Genomic DNA, 26,511 nt, shown 5'->3' on the forward strand with positions numbered 1-26,511 from the left:
TTGTTTGGCAAGTTCTAATAATCCTAACTTTGGTTTGATGATCTTTTCTTCTGTACTCATCTGACAAATCTAATTTAAGGGTTAAACTAATTTATTAAGATTGTCAGATTAAGTCTTAACTATTACAGCTTAATTCTATTTAACGGTTAATTCTTATTTTTTTGAGTTGTAACCTCTTATCCCATATAACCCGAAGGTCACTGGTTCGAGTCCAGTTCCCGCTACTTGCAAAGACAAGGGTTTCAAGAAATTGAGGCTCTTTTTTAATATCTAAAATTTACTTGGGTACAACAATCTAGAGTTTTCTGATTTACTCATTTTTGTTAAACTTGTTTAGACTGTTTTAGTATTTATCCCCATATCAATTGGGGATTTATTAGTTTAGGTTTAAGAGGTTTCATAACAATAGGTTAGAGGGAAATCAGGAAGAAAGCTAAATTCCTTTGAAAAACTCTTCCAAACTCAAATTATGGATTTTGAGAATCCTGATTAAGGTATTAATAGTGAAATTTTCTCCTTTTTCAATACGCCAATAATTCTTTCGAGGTAGACCATTTTCAATAGCAAAAGTTTCGTAACTGGTATATCCACTTTGTATTCTTAGCTCTTTTACTCGATTAGCTATGAGTTCCCTTTCCTTTGTATAGTCAGCTTTCTGCATAAATGGGAAATTGCGGAAAACGCATGATATAGATTACGTCAAATATGACGTGTATTTATTATCTTTGTTCAAAATCCATAGGTCAGCGTCATTATAAACAATGTTATCGTCGCAAAAAAATAATGAACCCCGATATCTTCTTTGCCTCAGTAAGGATGCTAAACTACTGTTTCAAGTTTCTTTGAAGACTCTAATTGAATCGGAAAACTCTGATTTTATGGTTTACAAATTACGAGACAGGAGCATGATAGATATACCAGACTATAAAGAATGGCTAGAAATTGTGGAAATTGATGAAGGCAAATATTCACTTTTACATCTGAACCTCTGTTACAAGATTGGCAAGGAGGTAAGGCGTAATAAATAACTAGAAGAAGACATTAAAAAAGATAACTTTTTCTTTTACGCTATAAAAATGTCGTTTTTATCATGAGAGATTATTTCTTTAATTGGCAAAAATCTCATCTGCATCCTTGAAGCTTTTAAACTCCAACATATATCCATTGGGATCTTGAACCAAAAACGAAAGATGTTCTCCTTTTTTACTTTGCATAAATGTCGCTTCGGTAGTGACCTCCAAATCCATTTGGAATAGCCTTGTATAAAGTTTACCCCAAATATCCACTGGTACAATAACACCGAAATGGAAGGACGGTAAAATATAGTCTTCCAATTTGTAACTTTTAAAATCAAATTTAAAATCCCCTGCCTGTGTAAAGGTCAGTTGGTTACCGAACAGGTTAACATCCAACCATTTTCCCGTATTCCTTCCTAAACTTGCGCCTATGATATCTACATAGAAACTTTTGGTTTCTTCTATTTCCTTACAGGGCAATGCGAGGTGAAACTTGGCGTTCATAATTGTCTTTGCTTTTTTGTTTTCTTCTTATGTTCTTGAAATATGCCTTTATGGCCATACGATCTGATTTATCCATAAACTCAACTGCTTTCTTCCAACTCAGCCAAAGCACCGTTTCGAATTTATGTTTTTCCAAAACTTTGATTTTTGATGGCTTTAAAATGGTGTAATAGTAATTTTTGTTTATGATTTCAGTATCTGTCCGTTTAATATGGGACAAATAAAATTGAAGCTGTTCTTCAATCAGTTTCAGTGCTATTTCTTCTCCTGTTTCCCTAATAAGGGCTTCTTCTTCGGTTTCTTTTCGCTTTTTGACACCTCCGGGTAATGTATATCTAATGGGCTTACCAACTTTTTTAAGGACCATGACCTTGGTTCCTTTGACAGCCAATAATCTTGATTTGACTATTTTTTTCATATTCCTTTTTTTGGTTAAAAAGGGGCAGAAAAAATATCCCGCCCCCAAAGGTTTGAGTTAGTTAATCAAATCAAGGTTTACAATAATATAAACATCGTATTCCTCATCATTTTCGTCAATTTCAGTATCCGTCCAATAGGTAATCTCAAATTTCTTTCCCACCAACTTATCCGAGTCCAGGTCATATTTCTTCGAAGCCTTTACATCAATATCTGAAAACTCGTACTCCAACTCATCATCATCAATAAAAGTGTAAACGCCCTCTTCTACACCAACATAAGTGGCTTTAACGGTAAACTCTTGCATGAAAGATTCTTGTACAAAAGCTGTTAAGGCTGTAAAAATTATTATAAGTGTTTTCATGTTTCTTTGTTTTTAGATATCTGTCATTTTTAGTCCAACGATTTATTCTTCTTCAAAATCTTTGGACTCATTAATATTTATTTCGTCATCAGATGAATCTTCATCATCATATTCTTCCATGGCCATGGTCAGTCGCTTACTTACCTTTACCAAATACAGAGTGTCCGCCGTTTTGACCTCAATACATTCCACCCATTCCCCTAGGGCGTTTCTGAAACTTATGATATCCCGATCTCCGTACCCATCCGCATATTTTTCCATGATAAGATCCAGAATATCCTTGTTCAATTTTTTATAATCGACAATTACTCGTTTTAGGGCGTTGTTTCTCTTGTTCTCCTTCATGATTACATGTTTAATAGGTATGCAAAAATCAATGGAGCCACGATGGTGGCATCACTCTCAATTATGAATTTTGGTGTATTAATGTCCAGCTTTCCCCATGTAATCTTTTCGTTTGGAACGGCTCCCGAATAAGATCCATAACTTGTGGTGGAATCGCTTATCTGGCAGAAATAGCTCCAGAAAGGCGTATCAGTCTCTTCTAGGTCTTGGTACAACATTGGAACCACACAAATTGGAAAATCACCTGCGATTCCACCTCCTATCTGAAAAAAGCCAATACCATTTTTGCTGTTGTTCTTGTACCAATCCGCCAAGAAGGTCATGTACTCAATTCCCGATTTCATGGTGCTTGCCTTAAGTTCTCCTTTGATGACATAACTGGCAAAAATGTTTCCCATAGTGCTATCTTCCCATCCTGGGACAACCATAGGTAGATTCGCTTGAGCGGCGGCAAACATCCATGAATCTTTAATATCAATTTCATAGTGCTCTTCCAAGACACCAGAAAGTAAAAGGCGATACATAAATTCATGTGGGAACAAGCGTTCGCCGTTTTCATCAGCTTGTTTCCATATCTTATAGATATGTTTCTGCAAACGGCGGAACGCTTCTTCTTCTGGAATGCAGGTGTCGGTAACCCGATTGAGTCCACTTTCCAGTAAGTCCCATTCATCTTGTGGGGTCAGATCTCGATAATTGGGCACCCTTTTGTAGTGGGAATGGGCCACCAAGTTCATAATATCCTCTTCCAGATTGGCACCTGTGCATGATATGATATGTACCTTTTTTGAACGAATCATCTCTGAAAAAATCTTACCCAGCTCCGCTGTGCTCATAGCTCCGGCCAACGACACCAACATTTGAGATCCTTGCTCCAACTGTGCCTCATATCCCTTGGCGGCATCGACCAAAGAAGCTGCATTGAAATGCAAAAAGTGTTTCTCCAGAAATTGGGAGATTTTCCCTTTATTTTTCATCATATTGCTCACCATTCCTTTCAAATTTTTCAAAATTGTAGGGTTGTTCATATTCATTCTCAATTTCTTCCATGTTCTGTTTGAATTTGTAGCTCAGCATTTTATAATAAAGCTTTGCTGCCAAGAAATCTGAGGACTTCTCCTTTTTATTAGGACAGAGCTCCACTATATCAAAACCAACCACATTGCATTCTTCAAAAATCCGTTTTAGAAATTCAAGGGTTTCATACCAAAAAAGTCCTCCAGGTTCCGGTGTTCCGGTAGATGGAAGGATTGAGGGGTCCAGAGCATCCAAATCAAAAGTTATGTAAACATTGTCCGTCATCAAATCCAAAACATTGTCCATCCAATAGTCATTGGACATTATTTCATGTGCAAAAAAGACATGGTCACGGTTCATGACGGATACCTCCGACCGATCCATGCTACGAATACCTACTTGAACCAAATTTGTAATCTGAGAGGCTTCATACAAAGCGCAGGCGTGATTGTATTTAGAACCGTTGTATTCCTTTCGTAAATCAGCATGTGCATCGATTTGGAGTACTGTTAGTCCCTGATGTGCTTCATTGAACGCCCTAATGGCCCCTATGGAAACGGAATGCTCCCCGCCAATCATGGTGACCATTTTTCCTCGGTTGATAAAATCTTTTACCTCATTATGTACGGTGTTGACCATGTTTTCCGGTGAATTGAAACCATCCAAGGTCTCGGTCAAATAAATTCCTTCTCGATATACTTCGCTATCGGTTTCAATGTCGTAGAGCTCCATATTCTCTGAAGCTTCCAAAAATGCTCCCGGGCCTTTATCGGCTCCTTTTCCCCAAGTGCTGGTGCCATCGTAGGCCACCGGGATCAACACCACTTTGGACTTTTCCGCGGATGCATACTCCTCGGGTATTCCAGCATAGGTTCTTATTAGTTTCATCTTAATTATAGTTTATGGTTGATAGACCATTTTTTTGTTCCTTAAAACCTTAGGCTTTGAAACCTTCGGTTTGCCATATCCCAAAATGGATAAAAAATCTCCGGCGGTCTGTTGTTCAGAAAAAACACGGGTCTTTAGGTTCCCTTCAACATCTTTATCGATTAAAATATGTTTGGGCTGGGGAATCAAACAATGTTGCAACCCACCAAAACCACCTATGGTCTCTTGGTAGGCTCCTGTATTGAAAAAACCTACATACAATGGCCGTTCCTTTTTGAACTTGGGAAGGTAGATGGCATTCATATGCTGCTCCGAATTGTAATAATCATCACTGTCGCATGTTAGCCCCCCCAATAACACTCTTTCGTATTCCTCGTTCCAGCGATTAAGGGAGAGCATGATAAATCGCTTGCTAATGGCCCACGAATCTGGAATGGTTGTTATGAACGAAGAATTGATCATGTTCCATTTCTCCCGATCATTCTGCTGTTTTTGATACAGGACTTGATAAATGGCCCCACCACTCTCACCCACAGTGAAGCTGCCAAACTCGGTAAAGATGTCCGGAACCTCAACATTTGCTTCTCGGCAAGCCTGATTTATTTGGTTAACGATCTCATCCACCATGTACTCGTAATCGTAATCAAATGCCAGTGAGTTTTTAATGGGAAAACCTCCGCCAATATTCAAACTGTCCAGTGTAGGGCATATTTTCTTTAGGTTGATGTATACCTTTAGGCATTTTAAAAGTTCGTTCCAATAGTAGGCAGTATCCCTAATTCCTGTATTGATAAAAAAGTGGAGCATTTTTAACTCAACTTTTGGATTGTCCTTAATAGCCTTTGAATAAAATGGAACTATGTTCTTATAACCTATGCCCAATCTTGAGGTATAAAACTCAAATTTGGGCTCTTCTTCAGAGGCAATCCGGATTCCTACTTTGAAGTTTCCGTGAATTTCATTCCCAAGTAGATCGAGTTCTTCAAAATTATCGATGATGGGGATGCAGTTTTTGTGGCCTTTGTTTATGAGTCGGGCAATTTTTTCAACATATTCATCCCTTTTGAAACCGTTGCACAGCACAAAGGTCGAATCTGAAATCTTACCCTCAGCTTTCAGGTGTTCCACAATGTCAATATCGAACGTAGAAGAAGTCTCAATATGGATATTATTTTTGAGTGCTTCGTTTAGAACGTGTTCAAAATGTGAGCTCTTGGTGCAATAGCTATAATGATATGCACCAGCATAGTTATGTTTATGAATTGCTGTTGCGAACCATTTTTTGGCCCGCTGGATATTCTCGGATATTTTTGGGAGATAGGTGAACTTAAGGGGTGATCCATAACGGTGAATCATTTCCATAAGGTCAACCCCGTGAAAGTGCAAATTGTTCTCCACAAGTTGAAACTCCCTTTGTGGAAAATCATAGGTCTGTTCAATCAAATCGATGTATTTGGTCTTCATCTGTATTTCGCATTAATAAAAAAGTGATTAAGGGTCGTGGTAATTGACCAATCTCAAATGCGGAATACAAAAAACCTATCAGGCGTAGAACCAAAAAATCGTAGATACAACCTACGGTAAGAAGAAAACATTTCGGAAGTCAGCCCTATTATTCGGTGTCCTATCCCTAAGACGGCTTTTTGGGTAGACTTCCTTATCCCCATTGGCCCGAACTTGAAAAAAGTTTTCAAAACAAAAGGCAATGCGTCCGATTAGTTGGACTCATTTACTTAAAGTAAACTTAGTAAAAAAATCAATCCGTAAACTTTTTCATATTAATATTTCCATTAGTTCGTTATTCATAAGGCAGTTTGAAGTTCATGTGCCATTCTTTGCAGTATTTTGATTTTAATTAATGTTAAACAGAGTTATGTTATATTTCCAATAATCTCATTTTCTCTAAATTTTATGAATCAATTAAGTTTGGAGTGTTTTGGATAAATATGACTGATGAGAACGGCACTTTGTGTTTACAGTTTTTGTCCTGCTTGCAGGACGAAGAATGTAAAGCAAGAGGATAACACGCTAACGCGATGTTATGTTTTTTAATTAATTGATTATCAATTAACTATGAATATCTGAGGTTTAACCAAAAAAAGTTTTTGCTGTAAAAACCTTGGTAAGCCCAGTAAACATTGGAATTTTTTACTGTAAAAAATATTATTTGCCTCGGTTTGTAGGTATTTGGGAAACTTTTTCGGTCAAATTTAATTTGACATCGTTTAGGGGTATTTGAAAGCCTCACTTCTAGATTGAAAAAAAGGATATTAAGGGGTATGGTAGGTGCGCCCTATTTTAATTTTACTTAACGCTTATTCTTTCCGAACACTATAAAATTAAAACAGGATCCATGCGCAAAGTTTTAGGGTAAGTATTTGGGACAAATCGCAAGTAATTCTGGAAAAATTTAGATTGAAATGTTAAAGTTTGACTCCAAATAAAATTTTTCTCAATCTGCGTGCAAATTGCGTGCAAATAAAAAAGGCTCCAGAGTGTGAATTTCTCTGAAGCCTTGCTGTTTCTGCTCCCCCTCTTGGGCTCGAACCAAGGACCCTCTGATTAACAGTCAGATGCTCTAACCAACTGAGCTAAGGAGGAATTTTTTATCCTAAGCGGGTGCAAATATAGTAGTTTCTTTATAACACCCCAAACAAAAAAAGTGCTTTTCTATTTAAAAAGCCATTTATATAAATCGTTCCCATTGGCAAACAATAAAAGTCCAATCAAAAGAAAGAAACCAACCATTTGGGCATACTCCAAAAATTTATCGCTTGGCTTTCTACCCGTGACCATTTCATATAGTAAAAACATTACATGACCACCATCCAAAGCCGGAATCGGTAAAATGTTCATAAACGCCAAAATAATCGATATCAATGCAGTGGTAGACCAAAACGCTGCCCAGTCCCAAGTATCTGGAAACATACTGCCAATAGCGGCAAAACCACCAACTCCCTTATAGGCTCCTGTTTGCGGATTGAAAATCTTTTTTAATTGCTTTACATAACTGGATAACGTGGTAACACCCTTGTCGATTCCTGCTGGAATGGCTTCCAAAAAAGTATACTTCTGGGTTTTGATTTTAAAATAACCCCTTTTCTCAAAATCCTCCATGGTAAGGCCTCCAATATCCAGCCCTAATTTTCCTTCATCGTTAACTTGAGCAACCAAACTGGCTTGACCCCCATCTTCTCTCTTAACAGCAATGTTAATCTCTTGCCCTTTATTCGCTTCCAAAATTTTGAAAACTTGATCTTGGTAAACGGATAGTTCACCATTAATACTTAAAAACTCATCCCCTTCTTTAAATCCAACATTTTTGTTATGGGAAGTTTTTGTAACATCATTCACCACAAACGGGGCCCGCAGACTTATGAACCTAACTTTTTCTTCATCCTCCAAAAGCGTCGATATAAAATCAATCGGGATTTCTTTTTCAATACGCTTTCCGTCCCGTTCAATGGTTATGGTATTTCCATTAATGAGTTCAATGAACACATTGCCGAACTTCTCTATTTTGTTACCGTCTACAGCAATTATCTTATCCCCTGTTTGTATTCCAATCTTATCTCCTATTTCCTTTTCCGTTACCCAGACTCCATCACGGACACTATCCATTGGAATGTATTGATCCCCATAGGAATATGCCATTCCAATATAAATGATAACGGCAAGTATAAAGTTTACGGTAACCCCTCCCAACATAATGATCAAACGCTGCCACGCTGGTTTACTTCTAAATTCCCAAGGTTTAGGTTCCTCCTTCATCTGCTCGGTATCCATACTCTCATCAATCATTCCCGCAATTTTCACATACCCGCCCAAGGGAAGCCAGCCAATTCCATATACCGTTTCGCCAATTTTCTTTTTAAACAAAGAAAACTTAACATCGAAAAAGAGATAGAATTTTTCAACCCTTGTCTTAAAGGCCTTAGCAGGAATAAAATGTCCTAGTTCATGAAGCACGATCAACAGGGACAAACTAAGGAAGAATTGTATGGTCTTTATTAAAATGGGGCTCATCAGCAATTATCTGTTAAAACGCACAAAAGTAAACTTTTAGATAGTGATAAAAAAACGCTTGACTCATGGCTACTTTGATTTAAGAAAGTTTTAGCAACAAAACTTCACTTTGAATGGTGATGAATCCCCAACTGGGGCGTAATTTTGTATTTGGTGTTATCATTTTTCTCAAAATATAAGTTCTTCGGAATGGTGTTGCTTGGATTATCCGCTGTGATCATCTATCTTTTTTACAACGCCCTTCAACCAAAAAAAATGCTTCCGGTATTTCAACCTTCAATGGTAGATCAATCACTGGTAGATAGCACCCTTCATTATAAAAAGAAGTACCACAGCATTGTCGATTTTGAACTTATTAATCAAAATGGGGAAAAAATCACACAGGACGATTACAAGGACAAAATATATGTTGCGGATTTCTTCTTTACAACCTGCCCTACCATTTGCCCAATAATGACCAAAAACATGGCTCAAATCCAAAATTCAATTTTGGAGGATAAGGATGTGCTTTTGTTGTCCCATTCAGTTACCCCAGTTATCGATTCTGTCCCTCAATTGAAAAAATATGCCCTTGAAAAGGGGGTTGTTGACAGTAAATGGAATCTAGTCACAGGAGATAAGAAACAGATATATGAATTGGCTAGAAAATCGTACCTAGCGGTTAAAAATGATGGTGATGGAGGGCCTTACGACATGATTCACACAGAGAATTTCATCCTCGTTGATAAGGAAAGAAGAATTCGTGGGTTTTATGATGGAACCAACAAGGAAGAAATTGAAAAATTACTTTCAGATTTGGAAATCCTAAAATCCAGCTACGCAGAATAGACTCCAATATCCAAACCATTTTGCAGCGCACATGTTCGCTTTTTTCCCTATTTTTGCTCTTACTTAAAATCAATCTAAATAATATTTAGTGGTTACGGTTGCGGAATTGGAACATGGACAAAAGGGAGTGATAAAAGATTTTTCAAATGATATTCTCCCCATCAAACTATTGGAATTAGGGTGTCTGCCAGGGAACATTGTTGAACTTGTACAGGTTGCTCCTTTGAATGACCCCATTTACATCAATGTTAACGGAAGTCATATTGCCATTCGGAGAACGCTTGCCAAGCAGATTGAAATTGATATCCAAGAAGACCCCAAAGCCATATGAGCAAAAACATCAATGTTGCACTAATTGGCAATCCCAATACTGGAAAAACCTCAGTTTTTAATGCCCTCACAGGTCTAAAACAAAAAGTCGGTAACTACCCCGGAATCACAGTTGAAAAGAAAATGGGGGTCTGCAAGCTACCCAACGGTGTTAAAGCCAATATTTTAGATCTTCCCGGAACCTATAGTTTAAATACCACCTCATTGGACGAAAGTGTAGTGGTGGAAGTCCTTCTCAACAAAAACGACAAGAGCTATCCTGATGTTGCAGTCGTGGTATGCGATGTGGAAAACTTGAAAAGGAACCTACTACTTTTCACCCAAATCAAGGATTTAAAGATTCCAGCTATTTTGGTTATCAATATGGCCGATCGTATGTCTAGAAAGGGTATTTCGTTGGACGTTGCTGCCTTGGAAGAAAAACTGGACACCAAAATAGCCTTGGTCAGTACAAGAAAAAACAATGGTGTTCCGCGCATTAAAGAACTCATTGCAGATTATGCTTCCTTGTCCGCCGACCCAAATGTTGATACTTCAAGGATTTCACCAGAGTATTTTTCCCGCTTGCAAAAAGCTTTTCCCAATGAAGATTTGTACAAACTCTGGTTGGTCATTACCCAAGATGTCAATTTCACGGATATTGAAAAGAAGCGTATAGAAGATGCTACTTCCTTTTCGACCAAATCCAAAACAGAGCTCAAAAAATTACAGCATAAAGAAACCGTGCTGCGGTATCAGTTTATCAATAATACCTTAAAAGAAACCTACAAAGTTGACCTTCAAACCGCAAAAGGACTAAGGGCATCTCTAGATAAAATTTTGACCCATAAAATATTTGGGTATGTCATTTTCTTTGCCATTTTGCTATTGATATTCCAAGCCATTTTTGATTGGAGCACTTATCCAATGGATTTTATCGACGAGCAATTTGCCATAGCTAGTGAGTGGTTAAAAAACACGTTACCTCCTGGTGTTTTTACTGATTTGTTAGCAGAAGGAATCTTGGCAGGTATTGGAGGTGTTGTAATTTTCATTCCGCAAATCGCCTTTTTATTTCTCTTTATTTCCCTTTTGGAAGAATCAGGGTATATGAGCAGGGTGGTTTTTTTAATGGATCGATTAATGCGTCCCTTTGGATTGAGTGGAAAAAGTGTCGTTCCTTTAATTTCGGGAACTGCCTGTGCTATTCCGGCAGTAATGGCCACCCGTACCATCGAAAACTGGAAAGAGCGGTTGATCACTATTTTGGTAACCCCATTTACCACCTGTTCGGCAAGACTTCCTGTTTATTTAATTCTGATTGCATTGGTAATTCCAGAAGGCAGATTTTTGGGTTTAAGCTATCAGGCCCTGACCTTAATGCTACTATATCTCATTGGATTTGGCATGGCGCTTTTTTCAGCCATGGTTTTGAACAAAATCCTGAAAATAAAGAGTCGTTCCCTTTTTATGGCCGAAATGCCCACTTATCGATTGCCTTTGCTTAAAAATGTGGGCTATACCGTTTTGGAAAAAACCAAAAGCTTTGTTTTTGGAGCTGGAAAAATCATTTTGGCCATTTCCATTGTCCTATGGTTTTTGGGGTCAAATGGAATTTCGGATGATTTCAAAAATGCCGAAAGCATCGTAACCCAACGAATCGAAGAACAAGGCCTTACTCCGTACAGTAAGAATTACATTCAAAACAATCTTGATGGCTATTCTGAGGAAGGGAAACAAGACTCCATCCGAATAATGACCCCTATCCTAAAGGAAAGGGCCAGAGCACAGGAAATTGCAGGCTATAAATTAGAACATTCCTATATAGGTTATGCGGGCAAAGCTATTGAACCTGTAGTCAAACCTTTGGGTTACGACTGGAAAATAGGGATTGCAGTTTTGACTTCATTTGCGGCACGCGAAGTTTTCGTTGGCACCTTAGCCACAATATACAGTGTTGGCAGCGATGAGGAAGAGACTATTAAAAACAGAATGGCGGCTGAACTGGATGCTTCTGGCAAGAAACCCCTTTTTAATTTGGCCTCAGGCATTTCCTTGATGCTATTTTATGCCTTTGCCATGCAATGCATGAGTACACTGGCCATCGTAAAGCGAGAAACCAACACCTGGAAATGGCCTTTGCTTCAACTCCTTTTTATGAGTGTTTTTGCGTATCTTGTAGCGTTGACCGCTTTTCAAATCCTTAACTAATGGATACTTTTCAGCAAATTCTAATTTATATCACCTTGGCTATGGCTGTGGGGTATTTAGTCTGGAAGTTTATCCTACCCAAATCTTTGGTAAGAGGAAAAAAGCAAGCATCTAAAGCCTGCGGGCAAGATAGGTGTGGCTGTGATTAATCTTTAAACCATTGGTGCCACAAAATGGAACAGTAGCAATACCCACCCAATCACCAACAACAAACCTCCAATGGGAGTCATAGGCCCAAAAACACGAAGCTTTTTGCCATTGGCGGCACTCAAGCAAAGTGCATAAATACTGAAAGAAAAAAGCAAAGTGCCGAAAATAAAACAGTTCACAATATAGGTATCCAATGCTTTGTCAAATCCCAAGTTGAAAGCAAGTACCAGCAACAGGATAGCGTGATACATCTGATACCTCACCCCGGCCTCAAAGCTTTGTTGTTGTTCGGGAGTAAATCTCTTTTTTAATGCATGGGCGCCAAAAGCACCCAATATTACCGCTAGTAAACCGTAAAGGCCACCCATAAATTGGGCAAGTAAAATGGTTTCCATTCTATATGTTGAAATTTGAGAAGGCTAGAGCTCAATATCGATTTCAAAGTCTGAATTTACGCTAAAAACACATTCCTTGTATTTGGGAGGGCCAAAGGTTTTCATTTTGCCTTTAGAAAAGGCCACTTTTTCTGTAGGGATGCCCAACCAATTTTTATCAAGCTCATCATTGCCATTTTCATCATGGAAAATAGCCAAGGCGTACTCTCCAGCTGGCATATCCTCAATCTTTAAATCAACCACTCCTTTATGGGCTTGGGTAGAACCTGTTTTGACCACACCTTCAAACTTTAGAAAAGTCTCATCAGAATCGTATACCGCTACGTTGATTTTACCATCTTCAGACGGAACGTTATGCACATGAATTGAAATGGTATTTTGGGAAAATAACCAGGCGGGCATTATGAAGACGCATAGGATAAGTGTTCTCATAGTAAAACTGCGACTAAATTATCTTTCTTGAACATATACGACGTCAAAACTAGTTTGGGTTTTTGAGCTTAGCCAACAATTCTTCTTTTAAAACCTCATACACTTTTTGGGTTTCCAAACTATCCTTAAAATTAATGAACACTTTAAGGGAATCGCCATGCACCAAGCGTATTTTTTGCTGCCTTAAGTCATCCACAAAAACATAAACCTTGGTTTGGGTCAAAGAATCTTTGAAAATCCCTTTTTCCTTCGCTTCCCATGAAAAACCGTTCGAACGCTCCATTTCGGGCAGCTTATCAACAAATTTAATGCTGTCAATTTCTGAAATAGAGATTCTTTGATAGTAAATTCCAGATAGAATCTTTAACTCTCCTTCTTCAATTTTGTGCCAGTTTTTGTAGTGTATAACAAAAGCGAAAATACATATGAAAAGGGTTAGCACAATAAGTACGTTGCATAACCAATGTCTTTTCTTCTTATTCATTTTCCTTATCCGTTCTAAACTTATCGAACCAAGCTACTGTATGTGCAATTTTGGTAATCAAATTACTGGGCTTACCTGCTATCCCATGGCTTGCACTTGGGATTTCAACCAATACCGTCTCAATTTTGCGCAGTTTTAAGGCATGGTATAGTTGTTTGGCCTCACTTGGCGGGGTACGCAAATCGTTCATGCCAACCATGACCATCGTTGGGGTCTGTATATTACCAACGAGTGAAATGGGAGAAAATTTCCAATACCCTTCAAAATTTTCCCAAGGTTGTCCCGGGTACCGATGATTGAAGTAGTAAAAATAATTATCAGCAACTAAGGTTTTATTGATCCAGTTCATTACAGGTTTTGCAACTACCGCTGCCTCAAATCTGTTGTTTTTTCCAATCATCCAAGCAGACATAATACCTCCTGCGCTTCCGCCAGTCACGAACAGTTGATCTTCATGAGCAATCCCCTTTTTAATGCAGTAATCCACCCCATCCATCACATCGTTATAATCTTCTCCTGGGTAATTGTTGTAAAGCAAATTCCCAAATTCTTCCCCGTAACTGGTACTTCCTCTGGGATTCGGATAAAAAACGATATATCCAGCAGCCGCGTAGAGCTGCATTTCGGTGGAAAATCGGTCACCATAATTCAAGATAGGACCTCCATGGTTTTCCACCATAAAAGGATATTTTTTAGAAGCATCATAATTTGGAGGATACACTACCCAACCTTGTATGTCACGGCCATCCACAGATGATTTGTACCAAATCTCTTCTACTCTCCCCAATTCTCGATAATCAAGTAGAGCCCCATTCAGATTGGTAATCTTTATTGGGTTTTTGGCCTTTGGTTTAAGAATGGCTAATTCGGACGGATAGCTGGGTCGAGATTGCGTATAGGCAATAGTCCCATTTTTAGAAACACTGAACGATCCGCTTGCATATGGCCTACCCAAAGTAGTACCTCCTTGATTATCAAGTAATTTTGTAACAGTCCCAGAAAGCGAAATCTGTCCAATCTTTCCATTTCCTTTGTCGTCGTATTGAATGTAAACACCATCGCTTTTTGCATTCCACTGGATATCGGAAATGGTACGGTCCAGTGCTTCAGAAATGACTCTTTTGCCACTTCCATCCATGTTCATGATATGCACTTTTCTGGTTTGAAAGGCCTGCACTTTATCTTCATATCCCAAATAGGCGATATACTTTCCATTTGGTGATACTTTAGGACTGTAATCCGGTCCGTTTCTATTGGTCAAGGCCTTTATTTCGCCATTTTCAACATTGACCGAATAGATTTCGCTATTTCGGAAACGGTACTCCCAATCTTCAACCCTATTTGCTGAAAAATAGATTTTGCTTCCATCCATGGCCCAAGAAATCGTACCTCTATGGTGCCAATCCCCAGAAGTGATTTGCCGTGGCGCCCCACCATCTGCCGGAATGGTAAAAATATGGTTGAAACCAGGTTTTATATATCCCCTCCCGTCGGCCTCATGGTAAACCCTATCCGTAATCCGTGGTGTTTCGGCCCATTTGGCTCCCTTAGGCTTTTTAGGCATTTTGGCGATAACCGGAGGAGCTTTGGGAACATTCATGGAAAAGGCCAATGTTTTTCCGTCAGGGGACCAAGTCAATGAACTTGGGCTAAACGGTAATTGGGTCAATCGAGCCACTTTTCCAGAATCAACCCAGTACATATATATTTCGGAACCTTCATCAGTGCTGCTTGCAAACGCGATTCGATTACCAGTTGGTGACCATACTGGACTACTTTCGCTTACCTCCCGTAATGTTAGTTTTTGATGCTGGCTTCCATCCGTTCTAATCATCCATAAATTTCCAACGGAACGATCTTTCATGATATCAAAGCCCATTCTTCTATATACCACCCATTCTCCATTTGGAGAAATCTGTGGGTCAGACACATACTGAAGTCCAAATACATCGAGATAAGAAAAATTTTGCTTTTGTGCTGCTGAAAACTGTAGGGCACTAGCTGCTAGAACGAAAAGAAAGAGTCTCCGCATAGTTTTGAAATTTGTAGTTTTAAAGGTAAGCAAAAGGAAAATCCTTAGAAATAAAATTACGGGTGTAATTCCACATTTCAATTATCCAATAATAGAAATACAAAACCGTAATGTACGTGCTATCTTTGATAGCGATAAAAGTACCCGAATGGAGTTCAAGAATAAAAATGTATTGATAACAGGCGCCTCCCGTGGAATTGGCAAGGCCACGGCAATTGCATTTGCCAAAAAAGGAGCTAAAATCGGCGTCAATTTTCGAAGTAATTTGGAGGAAGCAGAAAAGACCTTATCCGAATTACCTGGTGAGGGCCATCACCTTTTTCAAAAAGATATCAGTCAAAAAGAAAACTGCCAAGCTCTCATCAATGAATTTGTTTCAACTTTTGGCTCTTTGGATATTTTGGTGAACAATGCGGGAATTTCCATTTTTCATGACATTGACGAGGTAGATTTTGACCATTGGACCCATGCCTGGGAAAATACGTTTAAGACCAATCTATTTGCCGCAGCCAATATGTGCTATTGTGCTGCACAAGCCATGATGGAATCGGGTGGAGGCCATATTGTCAATGTATCATCAAGGGGTGCATTCCGAGGAGAACCGACCAAGCCGGCATATGGAGCTAGCAAAGCTGCATTGAACGCCATGAGTCAATCCCTTGCTAAAAAACTAGCTCCACACAACGTTTATGTTGGAGTCGTTGCACCAGGCTTTACCGAAACGGAAATGGCAGCCGTGACTTTGACACCCAAGGAGCGTGAAAATCTGCTACGGGAATCTCCTTTTCAGCGCATGGCGCAACCTGAGGAAGTCGCCCATGCTATCTTGTTTTTGGCTTCCGAAGGTGCTAAATATTCATCGGGAACCATAATTGATGTCAATGGCGCCTCATATCTAAGAAGTTAATATGAAAGCCTCCACCATTGCTCAACTTAAAAAGGAGCTACAACACCGTAACCCAGATGAGCTTTTATCACTTTGTTTGCGTTTGGCCAGGTTTAAAAAAGAAAACAAGGAACTCCTAACGTACCTACTTTTTGAAGCAGATCATGAAGCTGGTTTTATTGAAAGTGTTAAATCTGAAATTGATGAGCAGTTTACTGAAATCAATACCAACAGTTTCTTCTACATTAAAAAAAGTGTCCGAAAAATTTTGCGCAATATTAAAAAATATATCCGCTATTCCGGTAACAAGGAAACCGAAGTGGAGCTTTTGTTGTATTTCTGCCAAAAACTGAAGGATTTTAGACCCTCAATAAAACGCAATGTAGCATTAAGCAATTTGTACGATAGGCAATTGGTCTTTATCGAAAAGAAAATTAGTGCATTGCATGAGGATTTACAGTACGATTTTGGGCAAATTCTAGAAAGTTTAAAATAGCAACAGGCAACCTAAAGCACCTCAAAAGCGTCTTTTTTAGTAAAGAACCTTCATCAATCGAAAAATGGAAGTAAATAACAAAACCGCACGCCTGGCCGGTCTCCTTTATTTTTTAGTAGTAATCACAGGAATATTTAGTTTGTTATATGTCCCCTCAAAGCTTATTGTTTGGGATAATCCTTCAATAACAGTTGAAAACATTAAAGCTTCGGAAGGTCTATTTCGTTTAGAAATTTTAAGCGGTCTCCTCTGTTACCTTTTCTTCCTTCTATTACCTTTAGTACTCTACCAATTATTTAAAAAAACAAATAAAATTGTCGCCATAACAATGGTGGTGTTGGCAGTGGCGAGTGTTCCTATCTCATTTGGTAATATGGTGCATAAATTGGATATTCTTTCCCTGCTCAGCGGGGCTGAATATCTAAAAGCGTATACTCCAAATCAGATTCAGGCCCAGGTAATGTTAGCCTTAGAATCGTATAATTCGGGCAACTTGATAGCTCAAACCTTTTGGGGACTGTGGCTATTCCCATTCGGATATCTCGTTTTTAAATCTGGATTTTTACCTAAGCTTCTGGGCATTTTCTTAATGGTAGGTAGTATTGGATATTTTCTGGATTTTGTAGGTCGCATCGTATGCTCCGATTTTGGCAGTCTCGGGATAGCAGACTATTTAACCATCCCTGCTAGCATCGGTGAAATTGGAACCTGTCTTTGGTTACTGATTATGGGAATCAAGCTGAAAAAATCGACTGCTGAATAAGCGGTATTCGTATTTGGGATATTTAATTTTAAAACTTTACTTTCATAGAGAGTAATTTTTCCTCTAGGTGATATCCCAGTATTCCACATTGCAAGACTACTGCAAGGCCATTAATATTCCGCCTCCAAAACGGGATGATTTTGATATTCGAAGTTTTCAAGAAAACATGCCGTCGGTAGTTCATAAAATGCCTCCTTTCAAACATGAATTTTATGCTATTGCCCTAAAGTTGGAAGGAAGCGGCAAAGCCATTTCGGGACATCATGAAAGCTTGGAAGGATCCACCGTTTTTTTTAATTCCCCGTTCCAAATCATCTCATGGGATATAGCACCGGATTGGGAAGGCTATTATATCATTTTCACCAAAGATTTTATAGCTAAGTCCAAACACTTGTTGCACTTATTGGATGAATTCTCGTTCCTCAAAATTGACAAAGCCATTCCATTTGCGGTAGATGCCAAAGAAGCATTGCCAATACTTAGTGTGTTCCAGAATATCTACGAGGAACTTCAGAATGAAAAAGCGGATAGCCTCCTAATGCTGGAAGCTCAGGTACTGCTTTTGTTGAATTATGTAAAACGATATTTTAACTTAAAGGTCGATTCCAACGAAGCCTCAAAAGCCATTCGGAAAACGGATGTTAAGCTACTGTCAAGATTTCAAACACTTATTGAGACCCAGCTTCGTTCCGATGCACCATTGGGAAAAGGTAAAACACATTCCCCAAGCTACTATGCCAATCAACTGGGCATCCATCCCAACCATTTGAACACTATTGTCAAGAGCATTACACAACATACGGCAAAGCAACATGTTCACGAACATTTACTTCGATTGGCCAAATCCCGATTGCTCCAAACCGATATGAGTGTCAAGGAAATTGCCTATTCCCTACATTTTGATTCTCCGAACAACTTCAGCAGTTTTTTTAAAAAATACACTGGAAAAACACCAAATTCCTTCAGAAAGGAAGCGATTCTTTGATTTTTAGAGTTCTTGCTTTGATTTTATAAATCCATTCCTATGGGTGCTTTGGACATTTGTACTGTTCAAAATTTACAACCCATGAAAAAGTTGATATCCCTTTTTGCATTCACAATTTGTTTAACCCTAAACGCTCAAGAAATGGAACAATCCCATGTACAAACTGCTGTAACAAAATTGTTTGTTGCGACTGACCAACAAGATTGGTCATTGGTCGAGGAACAATTCACTGACAAGGTAAATCTAGATTACTCATCCATGACAGGAAACCCAGCCGCAGAAGTTTCACCAAGTGAAATCACATCGGGTTGGAAAACGGTTTTACCCGGTTTCACCCACACCCATCATCAACTTGGAAATTTTATAACAGCGATAGAAAATGACAAAGCCCATGTATTTGTATATGGTACCGCCTCGCATTTTCTAGAGGATGAAAACGGAAATGTTTGGACCGTTATCGGTTCTTATGATTTCGATTTGATAAAAACCGGAGGCGACTGGAAAATCACCTCTATGACCTTTAACTACAAGTTTCAAGATGGTAATGGTGGATTAATTCAAAAAGCTATAGAAAATGTCAATAAAAAATAAGCTAACAGGACTATCAGTAATCATTTTGGGACTTGTGTTGCTCTCATGCAATTCCAAGTCACCAAATAACAACACAACAACTATGGACATACAGATTGCAACCCAGAACAAAGAGACCGTTAAAAAGTTCTTTAAAGCCCTGGAAAATGAAGATGTCAACAGCTTGGTAAATCTTTTTGCAAAAGATGCCGAACACATCAACCCATACCATTCCGATTTGTTTCCTAAAGGAGCCAAAGGAAAAGATGGAATCCGTACCTACTGGACTCCTGTTTTTCCAAACTTCGATGGTATGGAATTTCCAATAGAGGACCTTTACGCCATGGAAGACCCGAACATCGTATTCGCAAAATACAAAGGCGATATCAAACTGAAGAATGATGCCGGTGTTTACAGCAACGATTATTACTCCACCTTTAAGTTTAATGGTTCAGGAGAAATCATTGAATACGTAGAAATTTTTAATCCCATTGTAGCCGCTCGTGGTTTTGGATTATTGGACCAAATAAAATAAAAAACATGAAAACGTACATTTTAACCTTAGTTGCGGCAACATGCTTGTTAGGCTGCAACAGAAACAAAAAAGAAGTCAAATCGGAAAATTCGAAAGAACAAATAGAAACGTCAAATCAAGAACAGATGAAAAAAGTAAATTTTAAAAGTGAAGGATTGAATTTAGTGGGAAACCTTTACTATCCCAATAATTATAAAGAAGGTTCCACCCATCCCGCAGTTGTCGTTTCTGGAAGCTGGACCACCGTAAAAGAGCAAATGGCAGGGCTATATGCCGAAAGACTTGCTGAAAAAGGTTTGATCACTTTAGCTTTTGATTTTCGAAATTTCGGCGAGAGTGAAGGTCTCCCTCGAGTTTATGAAAGTCCTACTTTAAAAATCAAGGACATTGAGAACGCAGTTGCCTTCCTAAAAACATTACCTGAAGTGGACAGCGATCATATTGGAGCATTTGGAGTGTGCGCAGGTTCTATGTACACCTTGATGGCATCGGCGGAAGATGCTGATATTAAAGCTGTGGCTACCGTTGCTTCATGGTTGCATGATGGAGAGGCCGTTAAACTGTTCTATGGTGGCGAAGAAGGAGTTCAACAAAGAATAACTGCTGCACAAAATGCCAAAAAGCGTTTTGCCGAAACTGGGGAAATCGAATATATACCCGCAATTTCCACCACTGATGAAAGTGCTGCCATGTTCGGGGAGTTTGATTACTATTTAAATCCTGAGCGCGGAGCTATCCCCGAATGGAATGCAGACCAATTTGCCGTTGCTACTTGGGAAGATTGGTTGACCCTTGACCCATTTCCTGCTGCTGCAAAATTGAACAAGCCTGTTTTTATGGTTCATAGTGATGGTAGTGTTTTGCCTGATTATACCCGAAAATTTTACGAGGCCATCCCTTCGGAGGATAAGGAATTGCTTTGGGTAGATACGGAACTGCCTTCGCCCACGCACCAATTTTCTTTCTATGACCAAGAGGAAGAAGTTTCCCTTGCCGTAAATGCCGTTGGGAAATTCTTTAATGAAAAATTGAAATAGCAAGGGTTAACCGAGATTAGTATCCGTGTTTTGGTCTCAAGCTGAAGCGCGGATATCTATTTCCTATTCTTTTTAAACCATAAAAAACCTAATCCTACCAAAGCTAGCACAGTACAAGCATACATTGTAACAGGAATGTTTTGATACTGGTCTTGATAGTACCATCCCGATAAAAGGGCTCCCAACCCTATGCCCGCTTCAAGAGCAATAAACATGGTCGCAATACCTTTTCCTCGCTGTTCTTCGGGACTCAAATCCACGGTCCATGCGTTCAATGCTGGAGAAAGAACTCCCATAGAAAGTCCATATATAGCAGCGGCGAACAACAATCCATTAGTTGTTTGAAAAAATGCCATAATTAGCAGGGCGAAACACAGCAAAATAAGTCCTATCATGGTGACCACTTTACGTCCTATTCTATCCGAGACTTTCCCTGCCAAAAAACGAATGGTCAATGAAGCAATGGTGAATACCATAAAAAAACTTCCCTTATTCCGTATACCCAGATAGTCACTCCAATCCGGAATCAATGTCAACACCATTCCAAACGCAAAATAGGATAAGAAAGTAATGATCGCGGGTGTCATCACTTTCAATGAAATGATATCCTTACTTGAAATTTTGAGCATTGAGAAGGTGAATGACTTTACATTATCTAAAGTCTCTCGAAGTTTATAAATCAATAAAATAGATATCAATGCCATGACAGATGAACTGTGAAACAGCACATCATATGAATAATGAAGTTTGATAGTGCTACCAATAGCGGGACCTAGCGCCAAACCACATGTAAAAAATACGCCTTGAATGCCAAAAGCTTCGCCCCAACGCTGGGCGGGAACTATATCGGCAACATAAGCTGCAATAGCAGTTGGCGTAAAACCTGTGGAAAATCCGTGAACTAACCGCAAGAACAAAAAACCGGCAACAGTAGTCAAAACTGGATATAGAAATCCACAAACTACACAGACCAATGCGCCAAAAATCATGACGGGTTTACGTCCTATCTTATCCGTTAGCACCCCACTAAAGGGGCGAGAAAGCCCTGCAGTCAATGTAAATAAAGCAATGATAAGGCCAATGTATTTAGAACCGCCTAGCCCAGAAAGATACCCTGGCAATTCAGGAATAAGCATATTATAACTGCTAGAGAAGAGCAGAGAACTCAAACACAATAATCCAAATCTAAGATTGTAGATCGGGTGTACTTTATTTGGTCTGGTAATGCTATCTTGTAGGTTCATATTTGACACCAAAGAAATAGCCCCTTTTTGAATTTGAAAAGGACATTTGTCCCAACCTTCAAAAAATGATACGCATCAATACCGAACTACTGAATTATATCACCCGGTTGCATTGCTCCGGAGATTATCCCATGATTGTGGAGGGGGAAGCTCAAGCTGGAGAAAAGATCATTGTGCAAAAAACCAAGGTCTTTGCACTATACATTATTAAAACTGGAATGGTCAAATGTTATCATACCATTGATACTGGCACTTATTTTATACAAGAGTTTTTTGGAGAGGGCGAGCCTTTTGGTGAGATTGAAATCTTTACTGGGGAATTTAGTTTTTGCACGGTTGAGGCCCTTACCCCGATTTCCTATTTTAAGATTTCCAAGACCGATTTAGAAGAACTTGTCAAAAAAGATGCTGCTTTTAATAGTCTTTTGTTTAAAATGATGGCTTCCAAAATTAGGTATACGGCAGTGAGACATTCGTACAATCAATCGCATTCCTTGAAATTGAATCTAAAAAGATTGACAGATGACTTTCCAGATCTATTGGAAAAAATTTCAAAGACCGATATTGCCAACTACCTCGGCATCACGGTGAGAAGCTTGAATCGGGTTTTGAAAAATTAGTTGGGTTACCCAAGACCCACATCCAACATCATCATAATGATAAATCCACCGATAAAGCCCATGGTGGCAATGTCAGTGTATTTGTCTCTCTGAGTTTCTGGAATCACCTCTTCCACCACCACAAAAATCATGGCTCCGGCCGCGAAAGAAAGCGCATAGGGTAAAATAGGTTCAAAAGTGAGCACGGCCCAAGCCCCCAAAACGGCTGCAATGGGTTCTACCATGGCCGAAGCCTGTCCGTACATAAAGCTTTTTTTTCTACTCAGACCCTGTCTACGCAATGGCATAGCTACGGCAAATCCTTCTGGAAAGTTTTGAAGCCCAATTCCCAATGCCAATGCAACGGCACCACCGATGGTCGCCCCATCAAAACCAGCGGCCACGCCTCCAAAAAGTACTCCTACGGCCAATCCCTCCGGAATGTTGTGCAACGTAATAGCGAGAGTCAATAAAGTGGTTCTGTGCCAAGGTGTCTTTACTCCTTCAGCTTCGCTTTCCTTAAAATTGATATGCAAATGGGGCAATACTTTATCCAGTCCGAAGATAAAAGCGGCTCCTAAAAGAAACCCAACCGCGGCTGGAATCACTTTCACAAAACCTTCGCCTTCGCTCATTTCAATTCCAGGTGCCAATAAACTCCAAAAACTGGCAGCCACCATCACTCCACCTGTAAAGCCTAACATGCCATCTAAAACTGCCCGGTTCATTCCCTTAAAGAAAAAGACCAAAGCTGCTCCAGCAGCGGTTAAGCCCCAAGTAAAAAGCGTGGCATAAAATGCTGCTAAGATTGGGTCTATGCTTTCAAAATATTGGATTATTTCTTCCATTAATCGTTCAGTTTTACGTAAAGATTAGATGCTATTTGGTGTGAGATATGAAGTTGTTTCTCGTCCATTTGAATATGGAGCGATTGATCAAACTCTTCCTTTTCAAGAATTTCAATGGTTTTTCCCAAGGCAATACCGTTTTTGTCGAGAAATTTCAAAAAGGTCGATGAAGTATCCTTCACCCCAACACAAACCCCTTTGGTATTAATATCGACCTCGCTCAACAATTGCTTGTCCCGCTCCATAAATTTTCCATCCTTGCTGGGAATGGGATCGCCATGGGGGTCATATTTGGGAAAATCGAGCAATTCGTCAATCTTATCAATGAGCTTTTCACTTTTGATATGCTCCAATTGCTCAGCCACCTCGTGTACCTCATCCCAAGAAAAATCAAGTTTCTTGACCAAAAAAACTTCCCAAAGACGATGCTTTCGGATAATTGAAAGTGCAGTTTTCACCCCGATATCCGTCAAGGAAACGCCTTGGTACTTTTTATAATGTACCAATCCTTTTTCGGCCAACTTCCGGGCCATATCGGTAACCGAAGAAGGTTTGGTTTCCATCTGTTCGGCAATGGCATTGGTAGCAACTGTGATAGAATTGCTTCCGCCCAAATGAAAGATGGTTTTTATGTAATTCTCCTCTGATCGGGTCATAGCTTATTAAAATGTCACCTCGAAGTCATCCTGAGCATGTCGAAGGAGCGAGCGAGAGGTCATTATCTTTTGTAGTTCTCGACTGCGCTCGAACTGACCATAAATTTAATTTTTCCAAAAATACATTTTTATTTATAAAAACAAATTTTTAGTTTTGTCTAAATTTAAATTTACTGAAATTGAAAAATAGATTTGGTCATCTTGTATTTTTAGTATTCGTCCTAGGCTTAAGTACCTTCGGATTTGGACAAAATGCTACATTAAAAGGTAGGGTGACCGAAAATGGGCAACCCGTTGCCTTTGCCAATGTACTTTTAAAGGGTACCCAAGTGGGAACGGCATCCAATGCTGACGGATATTACGAGCTTACCAATATTGAGCCTGGGGAGTACGCCCTCATCGCTTCTTCTATAGGTTATATTTCCTTCAGAACCTCTATTTTAATTGGAAAGGGAGAGGTAAAAACCATTGACATCGAACTAGAAGCTTCCGCTGAAAGTTTGGAAGAAACAGTGGTTACCGGAACACTAAAAGCCGTAAGCCGATTGGAAAGTGCTGTCCCTGTTGAAGTGTATAAACCGACTTTCCTGAAAAAGAATCCGACCCCAAATATTTTTGAGGCGCTTCAGAACGTCAATGGTGTACGCCCCCAGATCAACTGTAACGTTTGTAATACGGGAGATATCCATATTAATGGATTAGAAGGGCCATATACTTTGGTTTTAATTGATGGAATGCCCATTGTCAGTGGACTTGGGACGGTATATGGGTTGTCAGGAATTCCCAATTCTCTCATAGAACAGATTGAAATCGTAAAAGGCCCTGCCTCTACTTTGTATGGTAGCGAAGCAGTTGGCGGCTTGATCAATATTATTACCAAACATGCACCCAATGCCCCAGAATTTTTTGCTGATGCCTATGTAACGGGTTGGGGTGAGTACAACCTGGATGTAGGTTCCAAAATTGAAGTGGGCAAAAAAACCGACCTACTCCTTGGGGTCAACTATTTTAATTACGACCAAGTCATTGACAACAATGGCGATAACTTTACCGATCTTACGCTTCAAGATAGAATCTCCGTGTTCCAAAAATGGAATTTTAAGCGAAAGGATTCCAAATTATTCTCCATCGCCGGGAGGTTCTTTTATGAAGATCGATGGGGAGGTGAACTACAATGGACTCCAGAGTTTCGAGGAGGTGATGAAATCTATGGGGAAAGCATCTATACCCGCAGATGGGAGGTTTTGGGGAAATATCAGTTGCCCATTGACGAAAAAGTGATGCTATCGGTATCCTATAACGACCATAATCAGAATTCGGTTTATGGTGACACTCCTTATTTGGCCGACCAGCGTATTGGTTTTGCACAGATGACCTGGGATAAAACCGTTGGAAATCACGATTTACTATTTGGAAGTGCTGTTCGATACAATTATTATGATGATAATACACCCGCTACGGTAACTTCCGATGAAGTTTGGATTCCCAGTGTATTTGTTCAGGACGAGCTCAAGTTGGCAGAAAAGCATTCCATTTTAGGAGGGCTGCGTTACGATTATGATCAACGACATGGCAATATCTTCACTCCAAGAGCGGCTTATAAATGGAAAATTTCTGACAACGACATTTTCAGGGTCAATGCTGGAACAGGATTTCGGGTGGTAAACCTTTTTACCGAAGATCATGCTGCGCTAACAGGTTCTCGGGATGTCATAATTGCTGAAGCATTGAAACCCGAACGTTCCATAAATGTCAACCTTAACTACTTAAAAAAGATTTATGGAGATAATGGCACTTTTGTAGGCATTGATGCATCAGCCTTTTATACTCATTTCTCCAATATTATTTTGCCGGATTATGACACCAATCCCAACCAGATTATCTATGATAACTTGGACGGTAAATCCGTTTCGCAAGGGGTCAGTGCCAATATTGATTTGGTATTACCGAATGGACTTAAATTTTTGGTAGGCGCTACTTGGCAAGATGTGAGCAATACCGAAGACGGTGTGACCGAACGCCAGATTTTGACCGAGAGCTTTACCGGGACCTGGAATGTCTCCTACACCTTTCGGAATTTGGATTTGACCGTGGACTATACCGGAAACCTATACGGCCCCATGCGATTGCCCTTGTTGGGTGATTTGGACCCAAGGTCACCCAAATCTCCTACGTGGAGCATCCAGAACATACAATTTACCTATAAAGGGTTGGACAAATTTGAGTTTTATGGTGGTGTTAAAAATCTGTTGGATTGGACCCCGAACCGCGGCAACCCATTTATCATTGCCCGGGCCAATGATCCTTTTGATAGGAATGTACAGTTTGATGCACAAGGCAATGCAGTTGCCACCGCCGACAATCCTTATGCCCTTACTTTTGATCCTAGCTATGTATATGGCCCCAACCAAGGGATTAGAGCCTTCTTTGGGTTGAGGTATACGGTTTTTTAGACTTTCTACTTTGTTATCTTA

General features: G+C 39.5%; 30 protein-coding genes and 1 tRNA gene. 14 read left to right on the top strand and 17 right to left on the bottom strand.

Annotated features, from left to right (window positions below; translation table 11 throughout):
- Positions 1 to 433 precede the first annotated feature (433 nt).
- Positions 434 to 661 carry a helix-turn-helix domain-containing protein gene (locus E4661_RS12245; RefSeq protein WP_136467743.1) on the bottom strand — a complete coding sequence of 76 codons (228 nt, stop codon included), beginning with the start codon at positions 659 to 661 and terminating at the stop codon, positions 434 to 436.
- 217 nt (positions 662 to 878) lie between these two features.
- Here E4661_RS12245 and E4661_RS19080 point away from each other — a divergent pair, with 217 nt between their 5' ends.
- Positions 879 to 1,028: a hypothetical protein gene (locus E4661_RS19080; RefSeq protein WP_168796368.1), complete on the top strand. Its 150-nt coding sequence runs from the start codon at positions 879 to 881 to the stop codon at positions 1,026 to 1,028.
- A 78-nt stretch (positions 1,029 to 1,106) separates the two neighbouring features.
- Here E4661_RS19080 and E4661_RS12250 read toward each other — a convergent pair whose 3' ends face one another.
- The 9 genes from E4661_RS12250 to rseP form a co-directional block, all read right to left on the bottom strand.
- Entirely contained in the window at positions 1,107 to 1,520 is a 414-nt protein-coding gene (locus E4661_RS12250) for a VOC family protein (protein WP_136467744.1), read from the bottom strand.
- The gene (locus tag E4661_RS12255; RefSeq protein WP_136467745.1) at positions 1,486 to 1,938 is read right to left on the bottom strand and encodes an NUDIX hydrolase; all 453 of its coding nucleotides are present in this window, start codon (positions 1,936 to 1,938) and stop codon (positions 1,486 to 1,488) included. Before E4661_RS12255 ends, E4661_RS12250 begins: the two co-directional genes overlap by 35 nt.
- Before the next feature lie 57 nt (positions 1,939 to 1,995).
- Positions 1,996 to 2,301, bottom strand: a complete 306-nt coding sequence (locus E4661_RS12260; RefSeq protein ID WP_136467746.1) for a hypothetical protein — start codon at positions 2,299 to 2,301, stop codon at positions 1,996 to 1,998.
- A 42-nt stretch (positions 2,302 to 2,343) separates the two neighbouring features.
- Positions 2,344 to 2,646: a hypothetical protein gene (locus tag E4661_RS12265; protein WP_136467747.1), complete on the bottom strand. Its 303-nt coding sequence runs from the start codon at positions 2,644 to 2,646 to the stop codon at positions 2,344 to 2,346.
- 2 nt (positions 2,647 to 2,648) lie between these two features.
- Entirely contained in the window at positions 2,649 to 3,623 is a 975-nt protein-coding gene (locus E4661_RS12270; RefSeq protein ID WP_136467885.1) for a deoxyhypusine synthase family protein, read from the bottom strand.
- Positions 3,613 to 4,551 carry an agmatinase gene (gene speB, locus E4661_RS12275; protein WP_136467748.1) on the bottom strand — a complete coding sequence of 313 codons (939 nt, stop codon included), beginning with the start codon at positions 4,549 to 4,551 and terminating at the stop codon, positions 3,613 to 3,615. The genes E4661_RS12270 and speB overlap by 11 nt, the downstream gene beginning before the upstream one ends.
- A gap of 12 nt (positions 4,552 to 4,563) precedes the next feature.
- The gene (locus tag E4661_RS12280) at positions 4,564 to 6,015 is read right to left on the bottom strand and encodes an arginine decarboxylase (protein ID WP_136467749.1); all 1,452 of its coding nucleotides are present in this window, start codon (positions 6,013 to 6,015) and stop codon (positions 4,564 to 4,566) included.
- Positions 6,016 to 7,078: 1,063 nt separating this feature from the next.
- Positions 7,079 to 7,152: transfer RNA gene (locus tag E4661_RS12285), tRNA-Asn, on the bottom strand.
- 69 nt (positions 7,153 to 7,221) lie between these two features.
- The gene (gene rseP / locus E4661_RS12290) at positions 7,222 to 8,577 is read right to left on the bottom strand and encodes an RIP metalloprotease RseP (RefSeq protein WP_136467750.1); all 1,356 of its coding nucleotides are present in this window, start codon (positions 8,575 to 8,577) and stop codon (positions 7,222 to 7,224) included.
- A 153-nt stretch (positions 8,578 to 8,730) separates the two neighbouring features.
- On the opposite strand from rseP, the gene E4661_RS12295 reads away from it, so the two are divergent.
- The 4 genes from E4661_RS12295 (at position 8,731) to E4661_RS19310 (ending at position 12,074) form a co-directional block, all read left to right on the top strand.
- The gene (locus tag E4661_RS12295) at positions 8,731 to 9,405 is read left to right on the top strand and encodes an SCO family protein (RefSeq protein WP_136467751.1); all 675 of its coding nucleotides are present in this window, start codon (positions 8,731 to 8,733) and stop codon (positions 9,403 to 9,405) included.
- Positions 9,406 to 9,493: 88 nt separating this feature from the next.
- Complete coding sequence (locus E4661_RS12300) at positions 9,494 to 9,736, top strand: FeoA family protein (RefSeq protein WP_136467752.1); 243 nt, start codon at positions 9,494 to 9,496, stop codon at positions 9,734 to 9,736.
- Entirely contained in the window at positions 9,733 to 11,925 is a 2,193-nt protein-coding gene (feoB, locus tag E4661_RS12305) for a ferrous iron transport protein B (protein WP_136467753.1), read from the top strand. The genes E4661_RS12300 and feoB overlap by 4 nt, the downstream gene beginning before the upstream one ends.
- A complete protein-coding gene (locus E4661_RS19310; RefSeq protein ID WP_205728956.1) occupies positions 11,925 to 12,074 on the top strand; it encodes a hypothetical protein in 150 nt (49 codons plus the stop codon). Before feoB ends, E4661_RS19310 begins: the two co-directional genes overlap by 1 nt.
- A gap of 3 nt (positions 12,075 to 12,077) precedes the next feature.
- Here the strand turns inward: E4661_RS19310 and E4661_RS12310 are convergent, their stop codons facing one another.
- From E4661_RS12310 to E4661_RS12325, 4 genes are all read right to left on the bottom strand, one after another.
- Positions 12,078 to 12,470, bottom strand: coding sequence for a DUF423 domain-containing protein (locus tag E4661_RS12310; RefSeq protein ID WP_136467754.1), 393 nt, complete (start codon positions 12,468 to 12,470; stop codon positions 12,078 to 12,080).
- A 24-nt stretch (positions 12,471 to 12,494) separates the two neighbouring features.
- Positions 12,495 to 12,872, bottom strand: a complete 378-nt coding sequence (locus tag E4661_RS12315) for a DUF2141 domain-containing protein (protein WP_240751472.1) — start codon at positions 12,870 to 12,872, stop codon at positions 12,495 to 12,497.
- Positions 12,873 to 12,951: 79 nt separating this feature from the next.
- Positions 12,952 to 13,386 carry a hypothetical protein gene (locus E4661_RS12320; protein ID WP_136467756.1) on the bottom strand — a complete coding sequence of 145 codons (435 nt, stop codon included), beginning with the start codon at positions 13,384 to 13,386 and terminating at the stop codon, positions 12,952 to 12,954.
- On the bottom strand, positions 13,379 to 15,418 hold the full coding sequence (locus E4661_RS12325) for a S9 family peptidase (RefSeq protein WP_136467757.1): 2,040 nt from the start codon (positions 15,416 to 15,418) through the stop codon (positions 13,379 to 13,381). Before E4661_RS12325 ends, E4661_RS12320 begins: the two co-directional genes overlap by 8 nt.
- A 148-nt stretch (positions 15,419 to 15,566) precedes the next feature.
- Here E4661_RS12325 and E4661_RS12330 point away from each other — a divergent pair, with 148 nt between their 5' ends.
- From E4661_RS12330 to E4661_RS12360, 7 genes are all read left to right on the top strand, one after another.
- Complete coding sequence (locus E4661_RS12330; protein ID WP_136467758.1) at positions 15,567 to 16,325, top strand: SDR family NAD(P)-dependent oxidoreductase; 759 nt, start codon at positions 15,567 to 15,569, stop codon at positions 16,323 to 16,325.
- 1 nt (position 16,326) lies between these two features.
- Complete coding sequence (locus E4661_RS12335) at positions 16,327 to 16,800, top strand: hypothetical protein (protein WP_136467759.1); 474 nt, start codon at positions 16,327 to 16,329, stop codon at positions 16,798 to 16,800.
- A gap of 64 nt (positions 16,801 to 16,864) precedes the next feature.
- The gene (locus E4661_RS12340; protein WP_136467760.1) at positions 16,865 to 17,563 is read left to right on the top strand and encodes a DUF4386 domain-containing protein; all 699 of its coding nucleotides are present in this window, start codon (positions 16,865 to 16,867) and stop codon (positions 17,561 to 17,563) included.
- A 67-nt stretch (positions 17,564 to 17,630) separates the two neighbouring features.
- Positions 17,631 to 18,548: a helix-turn-helix domain-containing protein gene (locus E4661_RS12345; protein ID WP_205728957.1), complete on the top strand. Its 918-nt coding sequence runs from the start codon at positions 17,631 to 17,633 to the stop codon at positions 18,546 to 18,548.
- 81 nt (positions 18,549 to 18,629) lie between these two features.
- On the top strand, positions 18,630 to 19,139 hold the full coding sequence (locus E4661_RS12350; RefSeq protein WP_168796369.1) for a nuclear transport factor 2 family protein: 510 nt from the start codon (positions 18,630 to 18,632) through the stop codon (positions 19,137 to 19,139).
- The gene (locus E4661_RS12355) at positions 19,123 to 19,653 is read left to right on the top strand and encodes a nuclear transport factor 2 family protein (RefSeq protein WP_205728958.1); all 531 of its coding nucleotides are present in this window, start codon (positions 19,123 to 19,125) and stop codon (positions 19,651 to 19,653) included. The genes E4661_RS12350 and E4661_RS12355 overlap by 17 nt, the downstream gene beginning before the upstream one ends.
- A gap of 5 nt (positions 19,654 to 19,658) precedes the next feature.
- The gene (locus tag E4661_RS12360; protein WP_136467762.1) at positions 19,659 to 20,690 is read left to right on the top strand and encodes an alpha/beta hydrolase; all 1,032 of its coding nucleotides are present in this window, start codon (positions 19,659 to 19,661) and stop codon (positions 20,688 to 20,690) included.
- Between the two features lie 56 nt (positions 20,691 to 20,746).
- Here the strand turns inward: E4661_RS12360 and E4661_RS12365 are convergent, their stop codons facing one another.
- The gene (locus E4661_RS12365; RefSeq protein ID WP_205728960.1) at positions 20,747 to 21,934 is read right to left on the bottom strand and encodes an MFS transporter; all 1,188 of its coding nucleotides are present in this window, start codon (positions 21,932 to 21,934) and stop codon (positions 20,747 to 20,749) included.
- A 65-nt stretch (positions 21,935 to 21,999) separates the two neighbouring features.
- Here E4661_RS12365 and E4661_RS12370 point away from each other — a divergent pair, with 65 nt between their 5' ends.
- Positions 22,000 to 22,554: a Crp/Fnr family transcriptional regulator gene (locus tag E4661_RS12370; RefSeq protein ID WP_136467763.1), complete on the top strand. Its 555-nt coding sequence runs from the start codon at positions 22,000 to 22,002 to the stop codon at positions 22,552 to 22,554.
- 5 nt (positions 22,555 to 22,559) lie between these two features.
- On the opposite strand, the gene E4661_RS12375 is transcribed toward E4661_RS12370, so the two are convergent.
- Together E4661_RS12375 and E4661_RS12380 are read right to left on the bottom strand one after the other, a co-directional pair.
- Positions 22,560 to 23,381, bottom strand: coding sequence for a ZIP family metal transporter (locus E4661_RS12375; RefSeq protein WP_136467764.1), 822 nt, complete (start codon positions 23,379 to 23,381; stop codon positions 22,560 to 22,562).
- Complete coding sequence (locus E4661_RS12380) at positions 23,381 to 24,037, bottom strand: metal-dependent transcriptional regulator (protein ID WP_136467765.1); 657 nt, start codon at positions 24,035 to 24,037, stop codon at positions 23,381 to 23,383. Before E4661_RS12380 ends, E4661_RS12375 begins: the two co-directional genes overlap by 1 nt.
- 179 nt (positions 24,038 to 24,216) lie before the next feature.
- On the opposite strand from E4661_RS12380, the gene E4661_RS12385 reads away from it, so the two are divergent.
- Positions 24,217 to 26,490, top strand: coding sequence for a TonB-dependent receptor (locus E4661_RS12385; RefSeq protein WP_136467766.1), 2,274 nt, complete (start codon positions 24,217 to 24,219; stop codon positions 26,488 to 26,490).
- Positions 26,491 to 26,511 lie beyond the last annotated feature (21 nt).

This window comes from Flagellimonas onchidii, assembly GCF_004804315.1.
In the GTDB taxonomy this organism is placed as follows: domain Bacteria; phylum Bacteroidota; class Bacteroidia; order Flavobacteriales; family Flavobacteriaceae; genus Flagellimonas; species Flagellimonas onchidii.

Coding starts and splice junctions, on each gene's coding strand:
- speB (WP_136467748.1), bottom strand. CDS start 4,551: ATGAAACTAATAAGAACCTATGCTGGAATACCCGAGGAGTATGCATCC.
- E4661_RS12265 (WP_136467747.1), bottom strand. CDS start 2,646: ATGAAGGAGAACAAGAGAAACAACGCCCTAAAACGAGTAATTGTCGAT.
- E4661_RS12325 (WP_136467757.1), bottom strand. CDS start 15,418: ATGCGGAGACTCTTTCTTTTCGTTCTAGCAGCTAGTGCCCTACAGTTT.
- feoB (WP_136467753.1), top strand. CDS start 9,733: ATGAGCAAAAACATCAATGTTGCACTAATTGGCAATCCCAATACTGGA.
- E4661_RS12365 (WP_205728960.1), bottom strand. CDS start 21,934: ATGAACCTACAAGATAGCATTACCAGACCAAATAAAGTACACCCGATC.
- E4661_RS12335 (WP_136467759.1), top strand. CDS start 16,327: ATGAAAGCCTCCACCATTGCTCAACTTAAAAAGGAGCTACAACACCGT.
- E4661_RS12260 (WP_136467746.1), bottom strand. CDS start 2,301: ATGAAAACACTTATAATAATTTTTACAGCCTTAACAGCTTTTGTACAA.
- E4661_RS12330 (WP_136467758.1), top strand. CDS start 15,567: ATGGAGTTCAAGAATAAAAATGTATTGATAACAGGCGCCTCCCGTGGA.
- E4661_RS12255 (WP_136467745.1), bottom strand. CDS start 1,938: ATGAAAAAAATAGTCAAATCAAGATTATTGGCTGTCAAAGGAACCAAG.
- E4661_RS19080 (WP_168796368.1), top strand. CDS start 879: ATGGTTTACAAATTACGAGACAGGAGCATGATAGATATACCAGACTAT.
- E4661_RS12250 (WP_136467744.1), bottom strand. CDS start 1,520: ATGAACGCCAAGTTTCACCTCGCATTGCCCTGTAAGGAAATAGAAGAA.
- E4661_RS19310 (WP_205728956.1), top strand. CDS start 11,925: ATGGATACTTTTCAGCAAATTCTAATTTATATCACCTTGGCTATGGCT.
- E4661_RS12315 (WP_240751472.1), bottom strand. CDS start 12,872: ATGCCCGCCTGGTTATTTTCCCAAAATACCATTTCAATTCATGTGCAT.
- E4661_RS12355 (WP_205728958.1), top strand. CDS start 19,123: ATGTCAATAAAAAATAAGCTAACAGGACTATCAGTAATCATTTTGGGA.
- E4661_RS12320 (WP_136467756.1), bottom strand. CDS start 13,386: ATGAATAAGAAGAAAAGACATTGGTTATGCAACGTACTTATTGTGCTA.
- E4661_RS12375 (WP_136467764.1), bottom strand. CDS start 23,381: ATGGAAGAAATAATCCAATATTTTGAAAGCATAGACCCAATCTTAGCA.
- E4661_RS12380 (WP_136467765.1), bottom strand. CDS start 24,037: ATGACCCGATCAGAGGAGAATTACATAAAAACCATCTTTCATTTGGGC.
- E4661_RS12370 (WP_136467763.1), top strand. CDS start 22,000: ATGATACGCATCAATACCGAACTACTGAATTATATCACCCGGTTGCAT.
- E4661_RS12350 (WP_168796369.1), top strand. CDS start 18,630: ATGAAAAAGTTGATATCCCTTTTTGCATTCACAATTTGTTTAACCCTA.
- E4661_RS12245 (WP_136467743.1), bottom strand. CDS start 661: ATGCAGAAAGCTGACTATACAAAGGAAAGGGAACTCATAGCTAATCGA.
- E4661_RS12270 (WP_136467885.1), bottom strand. CDS start 3,623: ATGAAAAATAAAGGGAAAATCTCCCAATTTCTGGAGAAACACTTTTTG.
- E4661_RS12360 (WP_136467762.1), top strand. CDS start 19,659: ATGAAAACGTACATTTTAACCTTAGTTGCGGCAACATGCTTGTTAGGC.
- E4661_RS12340 (WP_136467760.1), top strand. CDS start 16,865: ATGGAAGTAAATAACAAAACCGCACGCCTGGCCGGTCTCCTTTATTTT.
- rseP (WP_136467750.1), bottom strand. CDS start 8,577: ATGAGCCCCATTTTAATAAAGACCATACAATTCTTCCTTAGTTTGTCC.
- E4661_RS12310 (WP_136467754.1), bottom strand. CDS start 12,470: ATGGAAACCATTTTACTTGCCCAATTTATGGGTGGCCTTTACGGTTTA.
- E4661_RS12280 (WP_136467749.1), bottom strand. CDS start 6,015: ATGAAGACCAAATACATCGATTTGATTGAACAGACCTATGATTTTCCA.